Origin of the sequence: Pseudomonas sp. R25(2017) (genome assembly GCF_002112565.1) — a bacterium.
Taxonomy (GTDB): domain Bacteria; phylum Pseudomonadota; class Gammaproteobacteria; order Pseudomonadales; family Pseudomonadaceae; genus Aquipseudomonas; species Aquipseudomonas ekonensis.
This window is the reverse complement of record NZ_NEHZ01000030.1, coordinates 20,230-36,034: the sequence shown is the minus strand read 5'-3', so window position 1 is coordinate 36,034 and position 15,805 is coordinate 20,230. Positions and strand designations below refer to the sequence as shown.

General features: G+C 63.8%; 15 protein-coding genes and 1 tRNA gene. 7 read left to right on the top strand and 9 right to left on the bottom strand.

The annotated features are described in order from the left end of the window. The first annotated feature begins 5 nt into the window (after positions 1 to 5). A complete protein-coding gene (locus CAG31_RS27225) occupies positions 6 to 419 on the top strand; it encodes a hypothetical protein (RefSeq protein WP_085586841.1) in 414 nt (137 codons plus the stop codon). Positions 420 to 688: 269 nt separating this feature from the next. Then, positions 689 to 1,177: a hypothetical protein gene (locus CAG31_RS27220; protein ID WP_085586837.1), complete on the top strand. Its 489-nt coding sequence runs from the start codon at positions 689 to 691 to the stop codon at positions 1,175 to 1,177. A gap of 87 nt (positions 1,178 to 1,264) precedes the next feature. On the opposite strand, the gene CAG31_RS27215 is transcribed toward CAG31_RS27220, so the two are convergent. Both CAG31_RS27215 and CAG31_RS27210 read right to left on the bottom strand, forming a co-directional pair. Continuing rightward, positions 1,265 to 2,308, bottom strand: a complete 1,044-nt coding sequence (locus CAG31_RS27215; RefSeq protein ID WP_085586836.1) for an LLM class flavin-dependent oxidoreductase — start codon at positions 2,306 to 2,308, stop codon at positions 1,265 to 1,267. Positions 2,309 to 2,376: 68 nt separating this feature from the next. Beyond that, positions 2,377 to 2,862 carry a flavin reductase family protein gene (locus CAG31_RS27210; protein WP_085586835.1) on the bottom strand — a complete coding sequence of 162 codons (486 nt, stop codon included), beginning with the start codon at positions 2,860 to 2,862 and terminating at the stop codon, positions 2,377 to 2,379. Between the two features lie 323 nt (positions 2,863 to 3,185). Here CAG31_RS27210 and CAG31_RS27205 point away from each other — a divergent pair, with 323 nt between their 5' ends. After that, positions 3,186 to 4,592, top strand: coding sequence for a cytosine permease (locus CAG31_RS27205; protein ID WP_085586834.1), 1,407 nt, complete (start codon positions 3,186 to 3,188; stop codon positions 4,590 to 4,592). Positions 4,593 to 4,852: 260 nt separating this feature from the next. Beyond that, positions 4,853 to 5,953 (top strand): polyamine ABC transporter substrate-binding protein, encoded by a 1,101-nt coding sequence (locus CAG31_RS27200; RefSeq protein WP_085586833.1) that lies wholly within the window; start codon positions 4,853 to 4,855, stop codon positions 5,951 to 5,953. A 51-nt stretch (positions 5,954 to 6,004) separates the two neighbouring features. Here the strand turns inward: CAG31_RS27200 and CAG31_RS27195 are convergent, their stop codons facing one another. Beyond that, entirely contained in the window at positions 6,005 to 6,979 is a 975-nt protein-coding gene (locus tag CAG31_RS27195; protein ID WP_085586832.1) for a TerC family protein, read from the bottom strand. 130 nt (positions 6,980 to 7,109) lie between these two features. Between CAG31_RS27195 and CAG31_RS27190 the strand changes: the two genes are divergently transcribed. After that, positions 7,110 to 8,093, top strand: coding sequence for a Dyp-type peroxidase (locus tag CAG31_RS27190; RefSeq protein ID WP_371856135.1), 984 nt, complete (start codon positions 7,110 to 7,112; stop codon positions 8,091 to 8,093). 34 nt (positions 8,094 to 8,127) lie between these two features. Here the strand turns inward: CAG31_RS27190 and CAG31_RS27185 are convergent, their stop codons facing one another. Then, a complete protein-coding gene (locus CAG31_RS27185; RefSeq protein ID WP_085586831.1) occupies positions 8,128 to 9,840 on the bottom strand; it encodes an amidase in 1,713 nt (570 codons plus the stop codon). Between the two features lie 138 nt (positions 9,841 to 9,978). Further along, positions 9,979 to 10,767: a helix-turn-helix domain-containing protein gene (locus CAG31_RS27180; RefSeq protein ID WP_085586830.1), complete on the bottom strand. Its 789-nt coding sequence runs from the start codon at positions 10,765 to 10,767 to the stop codon at positions 9,979 to 9,981. An 83-nt stretch (positions 10,768 to 10,850) separates the two neighbouring features. On the opposite strand from CAG31_RS27180, the gene CAG31_RS27175 reads away from it, so the two are divergent. Next, complete coding sequence (locus CAG31_RS27175) at positions 10,851 to 11,849, top strand: bile acid:sodium symporter family protein (RefSeq protein WP_085586829.1); 999 nt, start codon at positions 10,851 to 10,853, stop codon at positions 11,847 to 11,849. A gap of 41 nt (positions 11,850 to 11,890) precedes the next feature. Here CAG31_RS27175 and CAG31_RS27170 read toward each other — a convergent pair. Together CAG31_RS27170 and CAG31_RS27165 are read right to left on the bottom strand one after the other, a co-directional pair. After that, a tRNA-Gln gene (locus CAG31_RS27170) sits at positions 11,891 to 11,965 on the bottom strand. A 150-nt stretch (positions 11,966 to 12,115) separates the two neighbouring features. After that, entirely contained in the window at positions 12,116 to 12,721 is a 606-nt protein-coding gene (locus CAG31_RS27165) for a response regulator transcription factor (protein ID WP_085586828.1), read from the bottom strand. A 112-nt stretch (positions 12,722 to 12,833) separates the two neighbouring features. Here CAG31_RS27165 and CAG31_RS27160 point away from each other — a divergent pair, with 112 nt between their 5' ends. Further along, positions 12,834 to 14,474, top strand: a complete 1,641-nt coding sequence (locus CAG31_RS27160) for a hybrid sensor histidine kinase/response regulator (protein WP_085586827.1) — start codon at positions 12,834 to 12,836, stop codon at positions 14,472 to 14,474. A gap of 12 nt (positions 14,475 to 14,486) precedes the next feature. Here the strand turns inward: CAG31_RS27160 and CAG31_RS27155 are convergent, their stop codons facing one another. Together CAG31_RS27155 and CAG31_RS28810 are read right to left on the bottom strand one after the other, a co-directional pair. Beyond that, positions 14,487 to 14,801: a hypothetical protein gene (locus tag CAG31_RS27155; RefSeq protein WP_085586826.1), complete on the bottom strand. Its 315-nt coding sequence runs from the start codon at positions 14,799 to 14,801 to the stop codon at positions 14,487 to 14,489. A 192-nt stretch (positions 14,802 to 14,993) separates the two neighbouring features. After that, the gene (locus CAG31_RS28810; RefSeq protein WP_256575602.1) at positions 14,994 to 15,758 is read right to left on the bottom strand and encodes a hypothetical protein; all 765 of its coding nucleotides are present in this window, start codon (positions 15,756 to 15,758) and stop codon (positions 14,994 to 14,996) included. Between the last annotated feature and the right edge of the window lie 47 nt (positions 15,759 to 15,805).

The window sequence follows — 15,805 nt, the reverse complement described above, 5'->3', positions numbered from 1 at the left end:
TGTTCATGAAGCTCAAGTTTTATCATCAGCCAGGCGGAACCTATCCTGAAGTCGGGCAGATATTCCATGCGGTAGCTGAAGTGGTTTCAACGGATGAAGAGGCGCCGCGCTACGAGCTCTATGTCTGCAGTGTTCTAGGTGCGATCGCTCAGATCCCAAAGGATTGCGATCGATTGCTGGCTGCCATTGAGTCGGTAGAGACAGGCGAGCAGGAGTCAGCCAGCGATGGTGGCAATGATGTTCTGCTGAACATTGATGCGAGCGCTGTGCAAGTCGATATTCTGGTCAACGATGACTGGGTGGGTCAGCCTGAGGGCAGGTTTACTCTTCAGGAGTGGCGTAAAGTGCTCGAAGGATGGAAATATCTTTTGGAGCTACCTGAAGGTTCCGCGCAATTTGTGATGGTCGAGTTGCCATAGGCAAACTTGATTCAGGGCAGGTGTGCGGCGGATGGGCGATCAGTCGGGTTTGTTGGATGGCCGCCCGGACATTCTTGCTGCCGGAAGGCGCTGTCAGCCAGCAATGACAGCGAGGTTCTTTGAGTAGTCCGGGCTATTTGAAAGAAAGGGGACGAATCTATTTAATGCGATGATCAATTCAATAGATCTGACCCTTTTTTACCCTTGATTCCTTAACCCACCCACGATCTGAATCGCAGACCTTGACCAGAGCAAACGGAACTCTCTCATTGCATCACTCGAACTACCCCCGCCTAAAGGTATTCCTGGCCTTTCTTCTGTGCCCGTTGGTCCCTGGCTTCATCGCCGGGATCGTCAAGACCGTTGCGACGGTTGTCCATCTGGCCATGAACCCGAGGCTGATCGGCGAGGTGGGGCCGGAGTTGATGATGATGCCGTTCCTCGCGCCCGTGCTGGCGCTGTTGATTTTCATCGTGCCGTTTCTGCTGTTCTCTTCGGCGATTGCGGGGCTGAAAGTGGCGAGAACGGTGCGGGCCTGCGCGACGGTTGCCCTGGTGGGCGCTTGTGTCGCCACGTTGTGGGTCGTTCCGTTTGTGGTCGCCGTTTTCCGTGATGACCCACGCGGGAATGGCCTGGAGTATGGGTTGGAGTTGGCCGTGCTGTTTGCTGTGTCGATGGCCACGTGCTGGTTGACCGCACGTTTCTTTTTGCCTGAGCCGGTCAGTCTTGAGGCCGATTCCGGTCAGGGTGTCGATTGATCCCAGCGCAAATTATTCAGGCCCCCACGCAAACGCCCCGAACGATGTCGGGGCGTTTTCATGTGTCGGGTTCAATAGCCGGGGTGTTTAGCGGAACGCCGGCACCACGTGTTTGATGAACAGCTCCAGCGACTTCTTCTTCTCCGCATGGGGCAGGCTGTTGTCGCACCAGAAGCTGAACTCGTCCACGCCCAGCTCCTTGTAGTACTTGATCCGCGGAATGATTTCTTCCGGCGTACCGATCATTGCGGTCTTGTGCAGGCTTTCCAGTTCGAATTCCGGGCGGCCGGCGAATTTCTCTTCCGGGCTGGGGGCGAGGAAGCCGTTGACCGGGACTTCCTTGTTGCCGAACCACGCGTCGAACGTGCGGTAGAAGCGTGAGATGGCCTTGGCGCCGACTTTCCAGCCGTCCGGATCGTCAGCGGTGTGCACGTGGGTGTGGCGCAGCACCATGAGTTGCGGGCGCGGCACGCCGGGATTGTTGTCCAGAGCGGCCTGGAATTTGTTCTTCAGGTCGACGACTTCTTCGTCGCCCTTCATCAGCGGCGTGACCATCACGTTGCAGCCGTTGGCCACGGCGAAGTTGTGGGAGTCCGGGTCGCGGGCGGCGATCCACATCGGCGGGTTGGGCTTCTGCACCGGTTTCGGCACGCTGGTGGAGGTCGGGAATTTCCAGATGTCGCCGTTGTGGGCGTAGTCGCCTTGCCACAAGGCGCGCACCACCGGAACCATTTCCCGCAATGCCTGGCCGCCGGCCGATGCGGGCATGCCGCCGGCCATGCGGTCGAACTCCACCTGATAGGCACCGCGGGCCAGGCCGACTTCCATCCGGCCGTTGCTGATCACATCGAGCAAGGCGCATTCGCCGGCCACCCGCAGCGGGTGCCAGAACGGCGCGATGATGGTGCCGGCGCCCAGGTGGATGGTGGTGGTCTTGGCCGCCAGGTACGCCAGCAGCGGCATCGGGCTCGGCGAGATGGTGTATTCCATGGCGTGGTGTTCGCCGATCCACACGGTACTGAAACCGCCGGCCTCCGCCATCAGGGTCAGTTCGGTCAGGTCTTCGAACAGTTGGCGGTGGCTGACGCTTTCGTCCCAGCGTTCCATGTGTACGAACAGGGAAAATTTCATGACGCTACCTCGGATCTCTTGTTGTTGGCCGGTCGCTGTCGGGCCTGTTTAACGGCAACCGGTTGGGGTCAGGCGAAAACGGGCAGGGCGCCCATCTTGCCGTGGCAATACACCAGCGGTCCTGCGTCTTGCTCGGGCACGATCAGGCTCTTCACCGCGCCGACCATGATGGCGTGGTCGCCGCCCTCGTATTCGCGCCACAACTCACATTCGATGATAGCCGTGGCGTTGGCCAGGATCGGGTTGCCCAGCTCGCTCAGCGTCCATTCGATGCCCTGGGCCTTGTCCTTGCCTTTGCGGGCGAACGCGTAGGCCTCGCTCTGCTGGCCGCCGGACAGCACGTGGATGGCGAAGCGTTTGTTCTTGATCAGGACAGGGTAGGAGTCGGAGCTGTAGTTGGGGCAGAACAGCACCAGGGCGGGATCCATCGACAGCGAGCTGAAGGCGCTGGCGGTCAGGCCGACGATCTGGCCGTCGTCATCCAGGGTGGTGATGACGGTTACGCCGGACGGAAACGAACCCATGACTTGTTTGTAGAGGGCGGCATCGATCATTGGACGATCCTCGGATGGGGTGACGCGGTTTTTATGTGTTTGTGGGTCTGATGGTATACCGTAATACATCGTTTGCAAGTGCTTTTTTGATGAAACGATAAACGCGGCGCTTTCGTCGGAAACTCAGGGTTTACGGGGCCTCCCCGTAGCCTTAGGGGCTTGGGATCAGGGAGGATGGCGGATCAGATGGCGCGCCGAACAGCGGATCAGTCTTGTGTAAATGTTGGAATACCATAATATGGTGTTCGCTCAGGGTGGGCGGCGAATCCCTCCTGGTTTGGCTTCATACAAAGATAAAAACAGACAAGCTCGAGTTCATGCATATGTCCCAGATGTCCCGGCAAGATCCGTTGATCGAGAATCACACGGTCGACTACGTCCCACTCGCGGAACGCCACGGGAAGGCCCGCGACCTGTTCACCCTGTGGTTCAGCACCAACATCGCGCCGCTGCCCATCGTCACCGGCGCCATGGTGGTCCAGGTGTTTCACTTGGATCTGTTCTGGGGGCTGCTGGCGATTGCGCTGGGGCACATGATCGGCGGTCTGGTGATCGCCCTGGCGTCGGCCCAGGGCCCGCGCATGGGCATCCCGCAGATGGTGCAGAGCCGCGGCCAGTTCGGCCGTTACGGCGCGCTGCTGATCGTGTTTTTCGCGGCGGTCATCTACATCGGCTTCTTCATTTCCAACATCGTGTTGGCCGGCAAATCCATCGTCGGCATCGCGCCGTCGGTGCCGGCGCCGCTGAGCATCCTGATCGGGGCTCTCGGCGCCACGGCCATCGGCGTGATCGGCTACAACTTCATCCACACCCTCAACCGCATCGGCACCTGGGTGATGGGCAGCGCGCTGCTGGCCGGGTTCCTCTACATCTTCGCCCATGACCTGCCGGCGGACTTCTTCACCCGCGGCAGCTTCAACCTGTCCGGCTGGCTGGCCACGGTGTCGCTGGGGATCATCTGGCAGATCAGCTTCTCGCCGTACGTGTCCGACTATTCGCGTTACCTGCCGGCGGACATCGGCATCGCCAAGCCGTTCTTCGCCACCTACCTGGGGGCGACGCTGGGCACGATCCTGTCGTTCGCCTTCGGTGCGGTGGCCGTGCTGGCGGCGCCGGAAGGCACCGAGGCGATGGCGGCGGTCAAGCTCTCCACCGGTTGGCTGGGGCCGATCCTGATGGTGCTGTTCCTGCTCAACATCATCAGCCACAACGCCTTGAATCTGTACGGCGCGGTGCTGTCGATCATCACCTCGATCCAGACCTTCGCCAGCCAATGGACGCCGAGCGTCAAGGTGCGGGTGGCGCTGTCGAGCGTGGTGCTGGCGGGCTGCTGCGTGGTGGCGCTGGGCGCGTCGGCGGACTTCATCTCCCAGTTCATCGGCCTGATCCTCGCGCTGCTGTTGGTGCTGGTGCCGTGGGCGTCGATCAACCTGATCGACTTCTACCTGATCAAGCGCGGCCGCTACGACATCGCGTCGATCTTCCGCGCCGACGGCGGCCTCTACGGGCGCTTCAACCTGCACGCGATCATCGCCTACTTCATCGGCATCCTGGTGCAGCTGCCGTTCGCCAACACGTCGCTGTACGTCGGGCCCTACGCCAACCTCGTGGAGGGCGCGGACCTGTCGTGGCTGGTGGGCCTGGCCGTAACGTGCCCGCTGTACTACTGCCTGGCGACCCGCAGCCAGCCGCAGCGCAGCGGGGCGGCGCAGTTCAGCTACACCGACTGATCCGCAAGCGCCTCATCCGCAATGCCCGGCCCTTCGCCGGGCATTGTCGTTTCCGCACTGCGGCGGTCACTCAAATTGGCCGTTTCGATCCCCTTTTGGCCAACCGGCCACTGTGCCCGGCCAGCGCCGTCGGCAAGAATCGGACGCAACCGACAAGAACAACAGGATGCCGCAACACCTTGCCCTTGGCTGACGATCAGCCGCTGCCGTGTACAGAACAACAAAACCATCGAACTCACGCCGCTTCAGGGGAAACAACCATGGTCACGATCAAACGCATGCTGGGCGCCACCGTGTGCGGGCTGACGCTGCTGGCCAGCGCCGTCCAGGCCGAACAGCGCGAATTGCGGGTCTACAACTGGGCGGACTACATCCTGCCGTCCGTGCCCAAGGATTTCGCTGCCAACAGCGGGATCAAAGTGACCTGGGACACCTTCGACACCAACGAATCCCTGGAGGCGAAACTGCTGACCGGCAACTCCGGATACGACCTGGTGGTGCCGTCGAACCAGTTCCTCGACACCCAGATCAAGGCCGGCGTGTTCCAGAAGCTCGACAAGTCCAAATTGCCGAACTGGCAACACCAGGATCCGGCGCTGCTCAAGCTGCTGGACGCCAACGACCCGGGCAACCAGTACGGCGTGCCCTACATGTACGGCACGGTGCTGATTGGCTTCAACCCGGCCAAGGTCAAGGCCGCGCTGGGTGAGAATGCGCCGGTGGACAGCTGGGATCTGGTGTTCAAGCCCGAGAACATGGAAAAGCTTAAGTCCTGCGGCGTGGCGATGCTCGATTCGCCGTCGGAGATCCTGCCGCTCGCCCTGCATTATCTGGGGCTGGATCCGAACAGCCAAAACCCGGATGACTACGAAAAGGCCAAGGCGCTGATGCTGAAGGTTCGGCCCTACGTCACCTACTTCAACTCGGCGAAGTACATGACCGACATCGCCAACGGCGACATCTGCGTGGCCATCGGCTACTCGGGCAGCTTCTATCAGTTCGGCAACCGGGCGAAGGAGGCGGGCAACGGTGTGGTGGTCGACTGGCGCCTGCCGAAGGAGGGCGCGCCGATCTGGTTCGACACGTTCGCCATTCCGAAGAGCGCGCAGAACGTGGCCGAGGCCCATGAGTTCCTGAACAACCTGCTGGATCCCAAGGTGATCGCGCCGATCAGCGATTTCCTCGGCTACCCGAACGCCAACAAGGATTCGATGGCCCTGATCAACAAGGACATCACCGAAAACCCCAACCTGACGCCGACCCCGGCGGCGCTGGCGAAGCTCTACGTGGTGCAGCCGCTGCCGCAGAAGCTGGAGCGGGTGCGCACGCGGGTGTGGACGAGCATCAAGTCCGACAAGTAAGAGCGGGGCTTGCGTGTGGTGAGGGAGCAAACGCCCTCACCGCAACGCGAATCAGCGGGCATCCGGCTCGGCAGCCTTGTTCCGGCTGACGATCAGGCTCAAGACCACCGACAGCAGGATCACCCCGCCCACCACCGCCAGCGACCATTCCACCGGCATGTGGAACCACGGCATGAGCGTCATCTTGCCGCCGATGAACACCAGCACCAGCGCCAAGCCGTACTTGAGCAGATGGAAGCGGTCGGCCATGTCCGCCAGCAGGAAATACAGCGCCCGCAGGCCCATGATCGCGAAGATGTTCGAGGTGAATACGATGAACGGGTCGGTGGTGACGGCGAAGATCGCCGGGATGCTGTCGACCGCGAACATCAGGTCGCTGGCCTCGATCAGCACCAGCACCAGGAACATCGGCGTGGCCCAGCGCACGCCGTTCTGCACCACAAAGAAACGCTCGCCGTGAAACCCGTGGGTGATGCGCAGATGCCCGCGCACCCAGCGCAGCAGCGGGTTCTTGTCCAGGTCCGGCTGGTGCTCGGCGAACATCAGCATCTTGATCCCGGTGACGATCAGGAACGCGCCGAACACATACAAAAGCCAAGCGAACTGCGACACCAGCCACACGCCGGCGAAGATCATCGCCGCGCGCATCACGATGGCCCCGAGCACACCGTATAGCAGCACCCGGCGCTGCAGCTCCGGCGGCACGGCGAAGTAGCCGAAGATCATCACGAACACGAACATGTTGTCGATCGACAGCGATTGCTCGATCAGGTAACCGGTGAGGAACTCCAGGGTTTTGACCTTGGCGATTTCAGGGCCGAACTCGCCGTTCAGGTACCACCAGAGCAGCCCGGCGAAGGCCAGCGCCAGCGCGCACCAGGCGATCACCCAGCCTGACGCTTCGCGCACCGACACCCGATGGGCCTTGCGCCCGCCGAACACGAACAGGTCCAGGGCCAGCATGGCGAGGACGAAGACAATGAAGGCGCCCCACATCCAGGGCTCGCCGATGTTGATGGGTTGCATGCCGTTCTCCCTGTCTTTATGTTTTTCGGGGTGGACGGGGCCATGCTAGTGGGAGCCTTCCGACAAAGAAAAATCGTTTATTTCGTGGGTATTGTTCGTAAATAGCGAAGTGTCGGAATACAACACTTCTTTGCTAACCTCGCTGTCGAGCCAGTCCACCACTCCGGGAGCCAAGATCATCGACACGCCAGATCCTCAAGCCGTCTGCAGCCCGATCACCAGTGCCGCCATATTCATCGTGGCGACCCTCAACGCCGGGGCTGAGGCCGCCGACACCGTGCGCGGTTGGTGCGCCGACGTCGCGGGGCTGACGCGCTCGGTCGGCAAGCGCGTTCCCTCGGGCAACCTGTCTTGCGTCTGCGGGTTTTCCTCCAACGCCTGGGATCGTCTGTTCGGCGGTCCGCGCCCGGCGTCCTTGCACGGTTTTCGTGAGTTCGGTGTAGAAGGGCGGCGTGCCGTTTCCACGCCGGGCGACCTGCTGCTGCACATTCGGGCCGACCAGATGGATCTGTGTTTCGAGCTGGCGACGCAGTTGATGTCCGCGCTGGACGGCGCCGTGACGGTGACCGACGAAGTGCAGGGTTTCCGTTATTTCGATATGCGCAGCATCATCGGGTTTGTCGATGGCACGGAAAACCCGGTCGGCCGCAAAGCCGAGCATTTCGCCCTCGTGGGCGATGAAGACCAGGCGTTCAGCGGTGGCAGTTATGTGCTGGTGCAGAAGTACCTGCACAACATGAAGGCGTGGAACGAGTTGTCGGTCGAGGCCCAGGAGCGGGTGATCGGCCGCACCAAACTGTCCGATATCGAGCTGGACGATTCGGTCAAGCCGAGCAATTCCCACAGCGCACTGACGACGATCACCCAGGACGGCGAAGAGGTGAAGATCCTGCGCGACAACATGCCGTTCGGTCGGCCGGGCGCGGGGGAGTTCGGTACTTACTTCATCGGCTACGCGCGCTCGCCGGAGCCGCTGGAGCTGATGCTGGAAAACATGTTCGTCGGCAAGCCGCCCGGCAACTACGATCGGTTGCTGGACTTCAGCACGGCGGTCACCGGCAGCCTGTTCTTTGTGCCTTCGGCGGATCTGCTGGAGGCGTTGGCGGAGCGATAAAAAAAGGCGGGATCGAATGATCCCGCCTTTTTTCTTACTTGCCGGTCGCCAGGGCTGGCGTACGCGGCGGCACCAGACGTTTCGAGCCGGTTGCCTCAAACGCCGCCGCCAGGCGCAGCAGCGTCGAGTCGTCGTAGGCGCGGCCGGCGAAGGTCAGGCCCACCGGCATGCCGATGTCCGCCATGACGCCCATCGGCACGGTCACGGTCGGCACGCCGAGGTGACGGATGGCGAGGTTGCCGTTGGCGACCCAGATGCCGTTGCTCCAGGCGATGTCCGCCGACGCCGGGTTGACGTCCGCGTCCGCCGGGCCGACGTCGGCGTTGGTCGGGAACAGCACGGCGTCGAGGCCGAGGCGGTCCATCCAGTCTTCGAGGTCGAGCTTGCGGGTCTGCTCCAGGCCGCGCAGGCCGTCGGGCAGGGTCGGGATCTGGTCCCACGGCTTGATGCCGCGCTCGGCCATGCGCACGTATTCGTCCATGCCGGCGGCCAGGTCGCCTTCGCGGTTGGGCAGGGTGCCCGGATCGTGCGGGAAGATCTTCGGCCCGTCGACGTCCGCCAGGCGGTTGAGTTTCGGATCGCCGTTGGCCCGCAGGAAATCATCGAACGCCCAGGCCGACAGATCCCACAGCTCGTCGTGCATGAACTCCTTGGACACGATCCCGCGGTTGAACACGGTCGGCGCGCCCGGGCGGTCGCCTTCGCAATTGGACACCAGCGGGAAGTCCACCTCGATCACTTCGGCGCCGGCGGCTTCCAGCGCCTTGCGCGCCTGGTTCCACAAGTCGATCACCGAAGGGCGGGTGTTGATGCGTTGGCCGGTCGGGCCACCGATGCCGGGCGCTTCGCTGGTGCCGGCCTCGGCGTCGGCGTTGATGTACATGCGCGGCACGCCCAGGCGCTTGCCGGCCAGGGCCGCAGCGCCGACGGCCAGTTCCGCGTAGGAGGCTGGACGCACCGAGGCCACGCTCGGGATCGGCACCCACGGCTGCAGGCGCCACAGGTCGCCGCGGGTGTCGGTGTCTTCGGCCACCACCACGTCGAGCACTTCCAGCAGGTCGGCCATGGTGCGGGCGTAGGGCACGACCACGTCCATGGTCGGCGTCAGCGGCCAGTTGCCGCGCACCGAAATCACCCCGCGCGACGGTGTGTAGGCGCACAGGCCGTTGTTGGAGGCCGGGCCGCGGCCGCTCGACCAGGTTTCCTCGGCCAGGCCGAACGCCGAGTAGCTGGCGGCGGTGGCAGTGCCGGCGCCGTTCGACGAGCCGGAGGCGAAGGGAGCGGTCAGATAAGCGGCGTTGTACGGGCTTTCGGCGCGGCCGTAGACGCCGCGCTGCATCCCACCGTTGGCCATCGGCGGCATGTTGGTCTTGCCCAGGCAGATCGCCCCGGCGGCGCGCAGGCGTTCGATGGTGAACGCATCGCGGTGGGCGACCAGGTCGGCGAAGGCCGGGCTGCCGGACGCGGCGGTCAGGCCCTTGACCAGGTAGCTGTCCTTGGCGGTGTAGGGGATGCCGTCCAGCGGGCCGAGGGTCTTGCCGGCGGCGCGGCGGGCGTCGGAGGCCTCTGCTTCCTTCAGGGCGTCGGGGTTGCGCACCACCACGGCGTTGAGTGCGGTGGCGGTCTGCGGGCCGTCATAGGCGTCGATCCGCGCGAGATAAGCCTGCACCAGCTCGACCGCGGTGGTCTGGCCCGATTCCAGGGCTGCGCGCAATTGGGCAATGGAAACTTCAGTGACTTCGATCATGCTGTTACCGCCGACAGGTTCTCAGATGGGTTGTTCGTCATGGTTATCGTGGCACGGTGTCAAGAATCCTTGATGAGCGAGACTCTACCCTGAAGTGATGCGGATGGGGTATTCAAATTCGATAAATATCGGCATTTATCATCGAAAAAATTCACCGGGCGTCTCTCCGAACTGTTGCCGGAACGCGGCGATGAAGGCCGAAGTTGAATCATAGCCGCAGGCCAGCGCCACATCGGTGACCCGTTCGCCCCGTTCCAGCGGCGTCAGGGCGCCGAGCAGGCGAAGGCGCTGGCGCCAGGCCCGGAAGGTCAGGCCGGTGTCGCGCAGGAACAGGCGGCTGAGGGTCTTTTCGGTGACGCCGAACCGGTCGCTCCAGTGCTGCAGCGTGGTCGACTGATCGGGATGCTGCTCAAGGCTGCGATAGATCTGCTGCAAGCGGCTGTCCTGGGGCAGTGGCAGCATCAGGTCGATTTGCGGGGCTTCGGCCAACTGGTCGAGGATCACCTGAGCGAGCCGACCGTGGGGGCCGTCCAGGTCGTACTCCACCGGCACGCCGCTGAAGGTGCGGATCAGCTCGCGCAGCAAGTCGTTCACGGCCAGCACATGACACCGTTGCGCCGCCCGGCCTGCGACGCTGCAATCGATGTACAGGCTGCGCATTTCCGTGTGCGGCGAACTGAACACCCGATGCGGCACGCCGGCCGGGATCCACACCGCCCGCTCCGGCGGGGCGACGAAGCGCCCGGCGGCGGTCTGCACTTCCAGCACGCCCTGGATCGCATAAGACAACTGCACCCACGGGTGGCTGTGGCGGCGGGTGAGGGCGCGGTTGGGCAGCGATTCGGTACGGCCGTAGAGCGGTCGCGGCAGGCTGGGCAGTCCGGGAATGCTGCGTCTGACGCTTTTGTCGTGTCCTTTAGGCGGCATCTGTGGGCTCTTCGGCGTTAGTCGGTCATTGCCGATCACGTTAGAGTCGCCTTCACGTACTGGCAACCCCCGGAAGACCGCTTATGACCCGCCCACGCTTGTTACCCGACAACTTCACCCTGACCCTGATCGGCGTGGTGCTGCTGGCCAGTTTCCTGCCCGCCAGCGGCCAGGTCGCGGTCGGCTTCGGCTGGCTGACCAACATCGCCATCGCGCTGCTGTTCTTTCTGCACGGCGCCAAGCTTTCGCGGGAGTCGATCATCGCCGGCGCCGGCCACTGGCGCCTGCATTTGCTGGTGTTCGGCCTGACGTTCGTGCTGTTCCCGTTGCTGGGCCTGGCGCTCAAGCCGCTGCTGTCGCCGCTGATCGGCGACAACCTGTACATGGGCATGCTCTATCTGTGCGCGCTGCCGGCCACGGTGCAATCGGCGATTGCGTTCACTTCGCTGGCCCGGGGCAACATTCCGGCGGCGATCTGCAGCGCGGCGGCCTCCAGCCTGTTCGGGATCTTCCTGACGCCGTTGCTGGTGACGCTACTGTTGAACGTCCATGGTGACGGCGGTTCGACCCTCGATGCCATCGTGAAGATCAGCGTGCAGCTGCTGTTGCCGTTCATCGCCGGACAGATCGCCCGGCGCTGGATCGGCGCCTGGGTCGGGCGCAACAAGCACTGGCTCAAGTTCGTCGATCAGGGTTCGATCCTGCTGGTGGTCTACGGCGCCTTCAGCGAGGCGGTGAACGAAGGCATCTGGCATCAGATCCCGGTGCTGGACCTGTTCGGGCTGGTGGTGGTGTGCTGCATCCTGCTGGCGCTGGTGCTGCTGGCGTCCACGGTGCTGGGCAAGGCGTTCGGCTTCAGCCAGGAAGACCGCATCACCATTCTGTTCTGCGGTTCGAAGAAGAGCCTGGCAACCGGTGTGCCGATGGCCCAGGTGCTGTTCGCCGGCAGCACGATCGGCGTGCTGATCCTGCCGCTGATGCTGTTTCATCAGATTCAGTTGATGGTGTGTGCGGTGCTGGCGCAGCGATATGCCAAACGGCCGGAGTCGATTCCTGAACTGATGGCTCAGGTGGATCCATAAGGGAGTTGGCTAAGTAAGGGAGGGTGAAACGAGGAAGAAAATGGCAGGGGCGGCTGGATTCGAACCAACGCATGGCAGGATCAAAACCTGCTGCCTTACCGCTTGGCGACGCCCCTGTATTCGGTTGGCCTGTCTGGCTTCCCGGAAAGTGCGCGAAATTTAACAACATTTTTTCCGTCTGGGAAGCCCCGAACGAAATAATTTTCTTGGAAAACAGCCTGTTATCTTTTTTGCGCCGCCCGTGATGGCTCATTTCGCCGCTTTTCCTACAGCGTCCCCGAGTATTTCACCGCCGCAGCGGCACGGGAGGGGACGTTCAGCGTGCGCAGCAACGAAGACACATGAATGCGCACGGTAAACGGAGATATATCGAGTTCCCGGGCGATTTCCTTGTTCGTCTTGCCTTGGGCGATCAGCCGCAGCACTTCCTGCTGACGGGCGGTCAACGCTGTGCCGGATTCCAGCGGCAACAGGCCCGAAGGCGCAAACCTGACCAGCACTTCACCCTCGCGGATGGCCAGGATCGCCTGGCCGATCTCGTCCGGGGCGATGTTCTTGCCGATGAACCCGTCGATCCCGGCGGCCATCACTTCGCCGATCAGCGTTTCGTCGTCCACCATCGACACCACGATCAATGTGGTGCGCGGCCATTGCAGGCGCAGTTGCGCCAATTGGTCGAGGCTGGTCAGGCCGGGAAAGCGCAGGTCGAGGATCAGTGTGTCCGGCTCGTCGCCTGACCGGAGCAAGCGCTGCACGGCCTCGAAATCGCCGGCCTCGTCGACGGCGGCCTCGGGCAACAGGCGCTGGACGGTGCGCAGCAGCGCTTCGCGAAACAGCGGGTGATCGTCGGCTATGATGATTCGGCAAGCCATGGCTGCACCCTCCCTGGGTCTGGCGTTCCGTTGGCTTGCACCTTAGCACCGGGCAAAGGCGTTGCCTGTTGGTTCGTGCTGGATCTGACGACTGCCGCACAAGGACGTTCCCATGAAGTTCGAAAAGAACACCGAGCTCGACCAGGCCAACCTGCGCATCATTCTGGCGAGCGTGGCCCTGGCCTACATCAGCGTGCTGGGCTTTCTGCCGGGGCAGCGGGTGGACACCTACCTGCCGATCATCGCCTACATCAGCGTGTTCCTGCTGGCGTCGGCGGTGCTGCGCCAGGCCATTGTGCGTTGGCCCGGGCATTATCCGGCGCGGCGGATCTTCGGCATGGTCAACGACTACACCGGCACCTCGTTCGGGCTGGTGATGGGCGGCGCCACCGCGTTGCCGCTGTATGCGGTGATGGTCTGGGTCAACCTGGGCAACGGCATGCGCTACGGTTCGCGTTACCTGGCGATCGCCACGGCGCTGGCGTTGGCGGCGCTGGTCGTGGTGTACAGCCTGACGCCGGTGTGGCAGGCGCAGCCGTTCATGGTGCTGATGCTGATGATCACCAGCACGGTGATTCCGTTCTATGCGCACCTGCTGCTGGAACGCACGCGCAAGGCGTCGGAAGAGGCGGTCGCGGCCAATCTGGAGAAGTCGCGGTTCCTGGCCCAGGCCAGCCACGACCTGCGCCAGCCGATCCACTCCATCGGCCTGTTCACCGCGTGCCTGCGCGAGTCCCGCCTGGGTGACGAAGAGCGCCGGCTGGTGGACAACATCGACCGTTCGCTGCTCAACGTCTCGCAGCTGTTCCGTTCGATCCTCGACCTCTACACCCTCGACAACGGGCGGATCCAGCCCAAGCTCCAGACGTTCGAACTGGGCGAATGGCTGGCCGACCTGATCCGCCAGAACGCCGAAGCCGCACGCTGGGCCGGCGTGGAACTGCGCCTGCGTCCGTGCCGGCACTGGGTTCGCACCGACCCGGCGCTGCTGGCGACCATGGTGCAGAACGTCCTGTCCAACTGCTTCAAGTACGGTGCGCACCGGCCGGTGCTGATCGGCGTGCGCAAGCGTGCCGGCGGGCTGGCCATCGTCGTGTACGACTGCGGCAACGGCATCGCCGAGGAACATCTGCCGAAGGTCTTCGAGGAGTTCTACCGGGTTCGCCAGTTACGGGACAAGGATGTGGAGGGCGTGGGGCTGGGGCTGTCGATCGTCAAACGGTTGGGGCAACTGATCGGTGTCGGGGTGACGCTGCGCTCGCGGCTCGTGCATGGCACGGCGGTGACCCTGTTCGGATTGCCGTTGGCGACGGCGCCTGCGTTGCCGGCGGTGCGCGATGAGGCGCGTCAGGCGGGCATGCTGACCGGGCTGAAAGTGTGTCTGGTAGAGGATGACCGCAACGTGCTGCTGGCCACGTCGGCGCTGCTCGAGCGTTGGGGGTGCGTGGTGCAGGCCGAGACGACGGGGCAGGGGCTGGTGACGGACTGCGACATCATCGTCGCCGACTACGACCTGGGAGCCCACGGCACCGGCATCGAGTGCATCGATGACATTCGCCGGCAGCGCGGTCAGGCGGTGCCGGCGATGATCATCACCGGGCATGACATCGAGAAAATCCAGGCGGCGCTGCATGACCGTCGGATCGCCATCCTGTCAAAACCGGTGCGTCCGGCCGAGCTGCGCGCGACCTTGCGTGCGCTGCGCGAGCGGCGGGACGAGCCGGTGGGCGCCGGCAGCGACAGCCTGGCGTGAGGGCGGATCCGGTTACCGGTACGGGATCGGCGAGGCGCCTTTGGGCAGGCAGGTCAGCGGCGGCGACATGATCCCCATGCTGGCCACGGCGACGATCGCGCCGCTGGGCAGCTCGCAGTTGTACTCGCCGCCGGCGGTGTAGGCCGTGTAATAGGTGAGGGTGCTGTCGCTGCGCACGTTGGCGATCTTGGTGACGGGCTGGCCGATCACGGTCTGGGCCCGTTCCTTCATGCTGTCTTCGGTGGGTTTGGCGGTCTGGCAACCGGCGGCGCCGGCCAGCAGCGCACCGATGACAGCGAGTTTGCAGAGGCGTGAGTGCAGTTTCATGGTGTGTCTTCCTTGGTGTTGTTCTTTTTCCGGGCGCGACGGTGCCGTGCACGGTGCAAGGGCCGTGTGGGGAAGCGTCGGGGGTTGCGGGGACTATAGCGCCGGGCGACGCAGCGGTCATTAGCACAAATGTGCTAGCGGGGACGAAACGGGCGGTCGGATGGGACCGCCCGTTTTACCTGGCTGGGCCGGTTATTGAGGGCTGTTGAACTGGTCGGAATAGCTGCCGGTCATGAGCGCCGAGGCGACCCGGTCGGAGCCGACGCCGACGCGGGAGTAGGCCAGCCGGTTGGCGCCGACCTTGTCCGCGCCATCGGCGGCCAGGGCGCCTGCACCGACATGGTCGGAACCGTCGGAAGCCACCGCGCCTGCGCCGACATGATCGGAACCGTCGGAGGCCACAGCGCCCGCGCCGACGTGGTCAGAGCCATCGGAAGCCACAGCGCCCGCGCCGACATGATCGGAACCGTCGGAAGCCACGGCGCCCGCGCCGACGTGGTCAGAGCCATCGGAAGCCACGGCGCCTGCGCCGACGTGGTCAGAGCCATCGGAAGCCACAGCGCCTGCGCCGACATGATCGGAACCGTCGGAGGCCACAGCGCCCGCGCCTACATGATCGGAGCCGTCGGAAGCCACAGCGCCCGCGCCTACATGATCGGAGCCGTCGGAAGCCACAGCGCCTGCGCCGACGTGGTCGGAACCGTCGGAGGCCACAGCGCCCGCGCCTACATGATCGGAGCCGTCGGAAGCCACAGCGCCTGCGCCGACATGGTCGGAGCCGTCGGAAGCCACAGCGCCCGCGCCGACATGGTCAGAACCGTCAGAGGCAACGGCACCCGCACCGACATGATCCGAGCCATCGGACGCCAACGCCTGCGGCTGCGCCGCCCAGGCCACCGGCACCACCACCGTTGCGGCCACCGCAAGAACGACGCCTGTCAAAAGCTTGTGTTTCATGATCTTCTCCACGACCCATCAGCCACAACGCGTCCGAGCGGCGTCCG

Excerpts from the sequence above, each read along its gene's own strand:
- CAG31_RS27165 (WP_085586828.1), bottom strand. The coding sequence starts at position 12,721 with ATGGCTTGCCGAATCATCATAGCCGACGATCACCCGCTGTTTCGCGAA.
- CAG31_RS27155 (WP_085586826.1), bottom strand. The coding sequence starts at position 14,801 with ATGAAACTGCACTCACGCCTCTGCAAACTCGCTGTCATCGGTGCGCTG.
- CAG31_RS27195 (WP_085586832.1), bottom strand. The coding sequence starts at position 6,979 with ATGCAACCCATCAACATCGGCGAGCCCTGGATGTGGGGCGCCTTCATT.
- CAG31_RS27205 (WP_085586834.1), top strand. The coding sequence starts at position 3,186 with ATGTCCCAGATGTCCCGGCAAGATCCGTTGATCGAGAATCACACGGTC.
- CAG31_RS27200 (WP_085586833.1), top strand. The coding sequence starts at position 4,853 with ATGGTCACGATCAAACGCATGCTGGGCGCCACCGTGTGCGGGCTGACG.
- CAG31_RS27225 (WP_085586841.1), top strand. The coding sequence starts at position 6 with ATGAAGCTCAAGTTTTATCATCAGCCAGGCGGAACCTATCCTGAAGTC.
- CAG31_RS27180 (WP_085586830.1), bottom strand. The coding sequence starts at position 10,767 with ATGCCGCCTAAAGGACACGACAAAAGCGTCAGACGCAGCATTCCCGGA.
- CAG31_RS27175 (WP_085586829.1), top strand. The coding sequence starts at position 10,851 with ATGACCCGCCCACGCTTGTTACCCGACAACTTCACCCTGACCCTGATC.
- CAG31_RS28810 (WP_256575602.1), bottom strand. The coding sequence starts at position 15,758 with ATGAAACACAAGCTTTTGACAGGCGTCGTTCTTGCGGTGGCCGCAACG.
- CAG31_RS27215 (WP_085586836.1), bottom strand. The coding sequence starts at position 2,308 with ATGAAATTTTCCCTGTTCGTACACATGGAACGCTGGGACGAAAGCGTC.
- CAG31_RS27210 (WP_085586835.1), bottom strand. The coding sequence starts at position 2,862 with ATGATCGATGCCGCCCTCTACAAACAAGTCATGGGTTCGTTTCCGTCC.
- CAG31_RS27185 (WP_085586831.1), bottom strand. The coding sequence starts at position 9,840 with ATGATCGAAGTCACTGAAGTTTCCATTGCCCAATTGCGCGCAGCCCTG.
- CAG31_RS27160 (WP_085586827.1), top strand. The coding sequence starts at position 12,834 with ATGAAGTTCGAAAAGAACACCGAGCTCGACCAGGCCAACCTGCGCATC.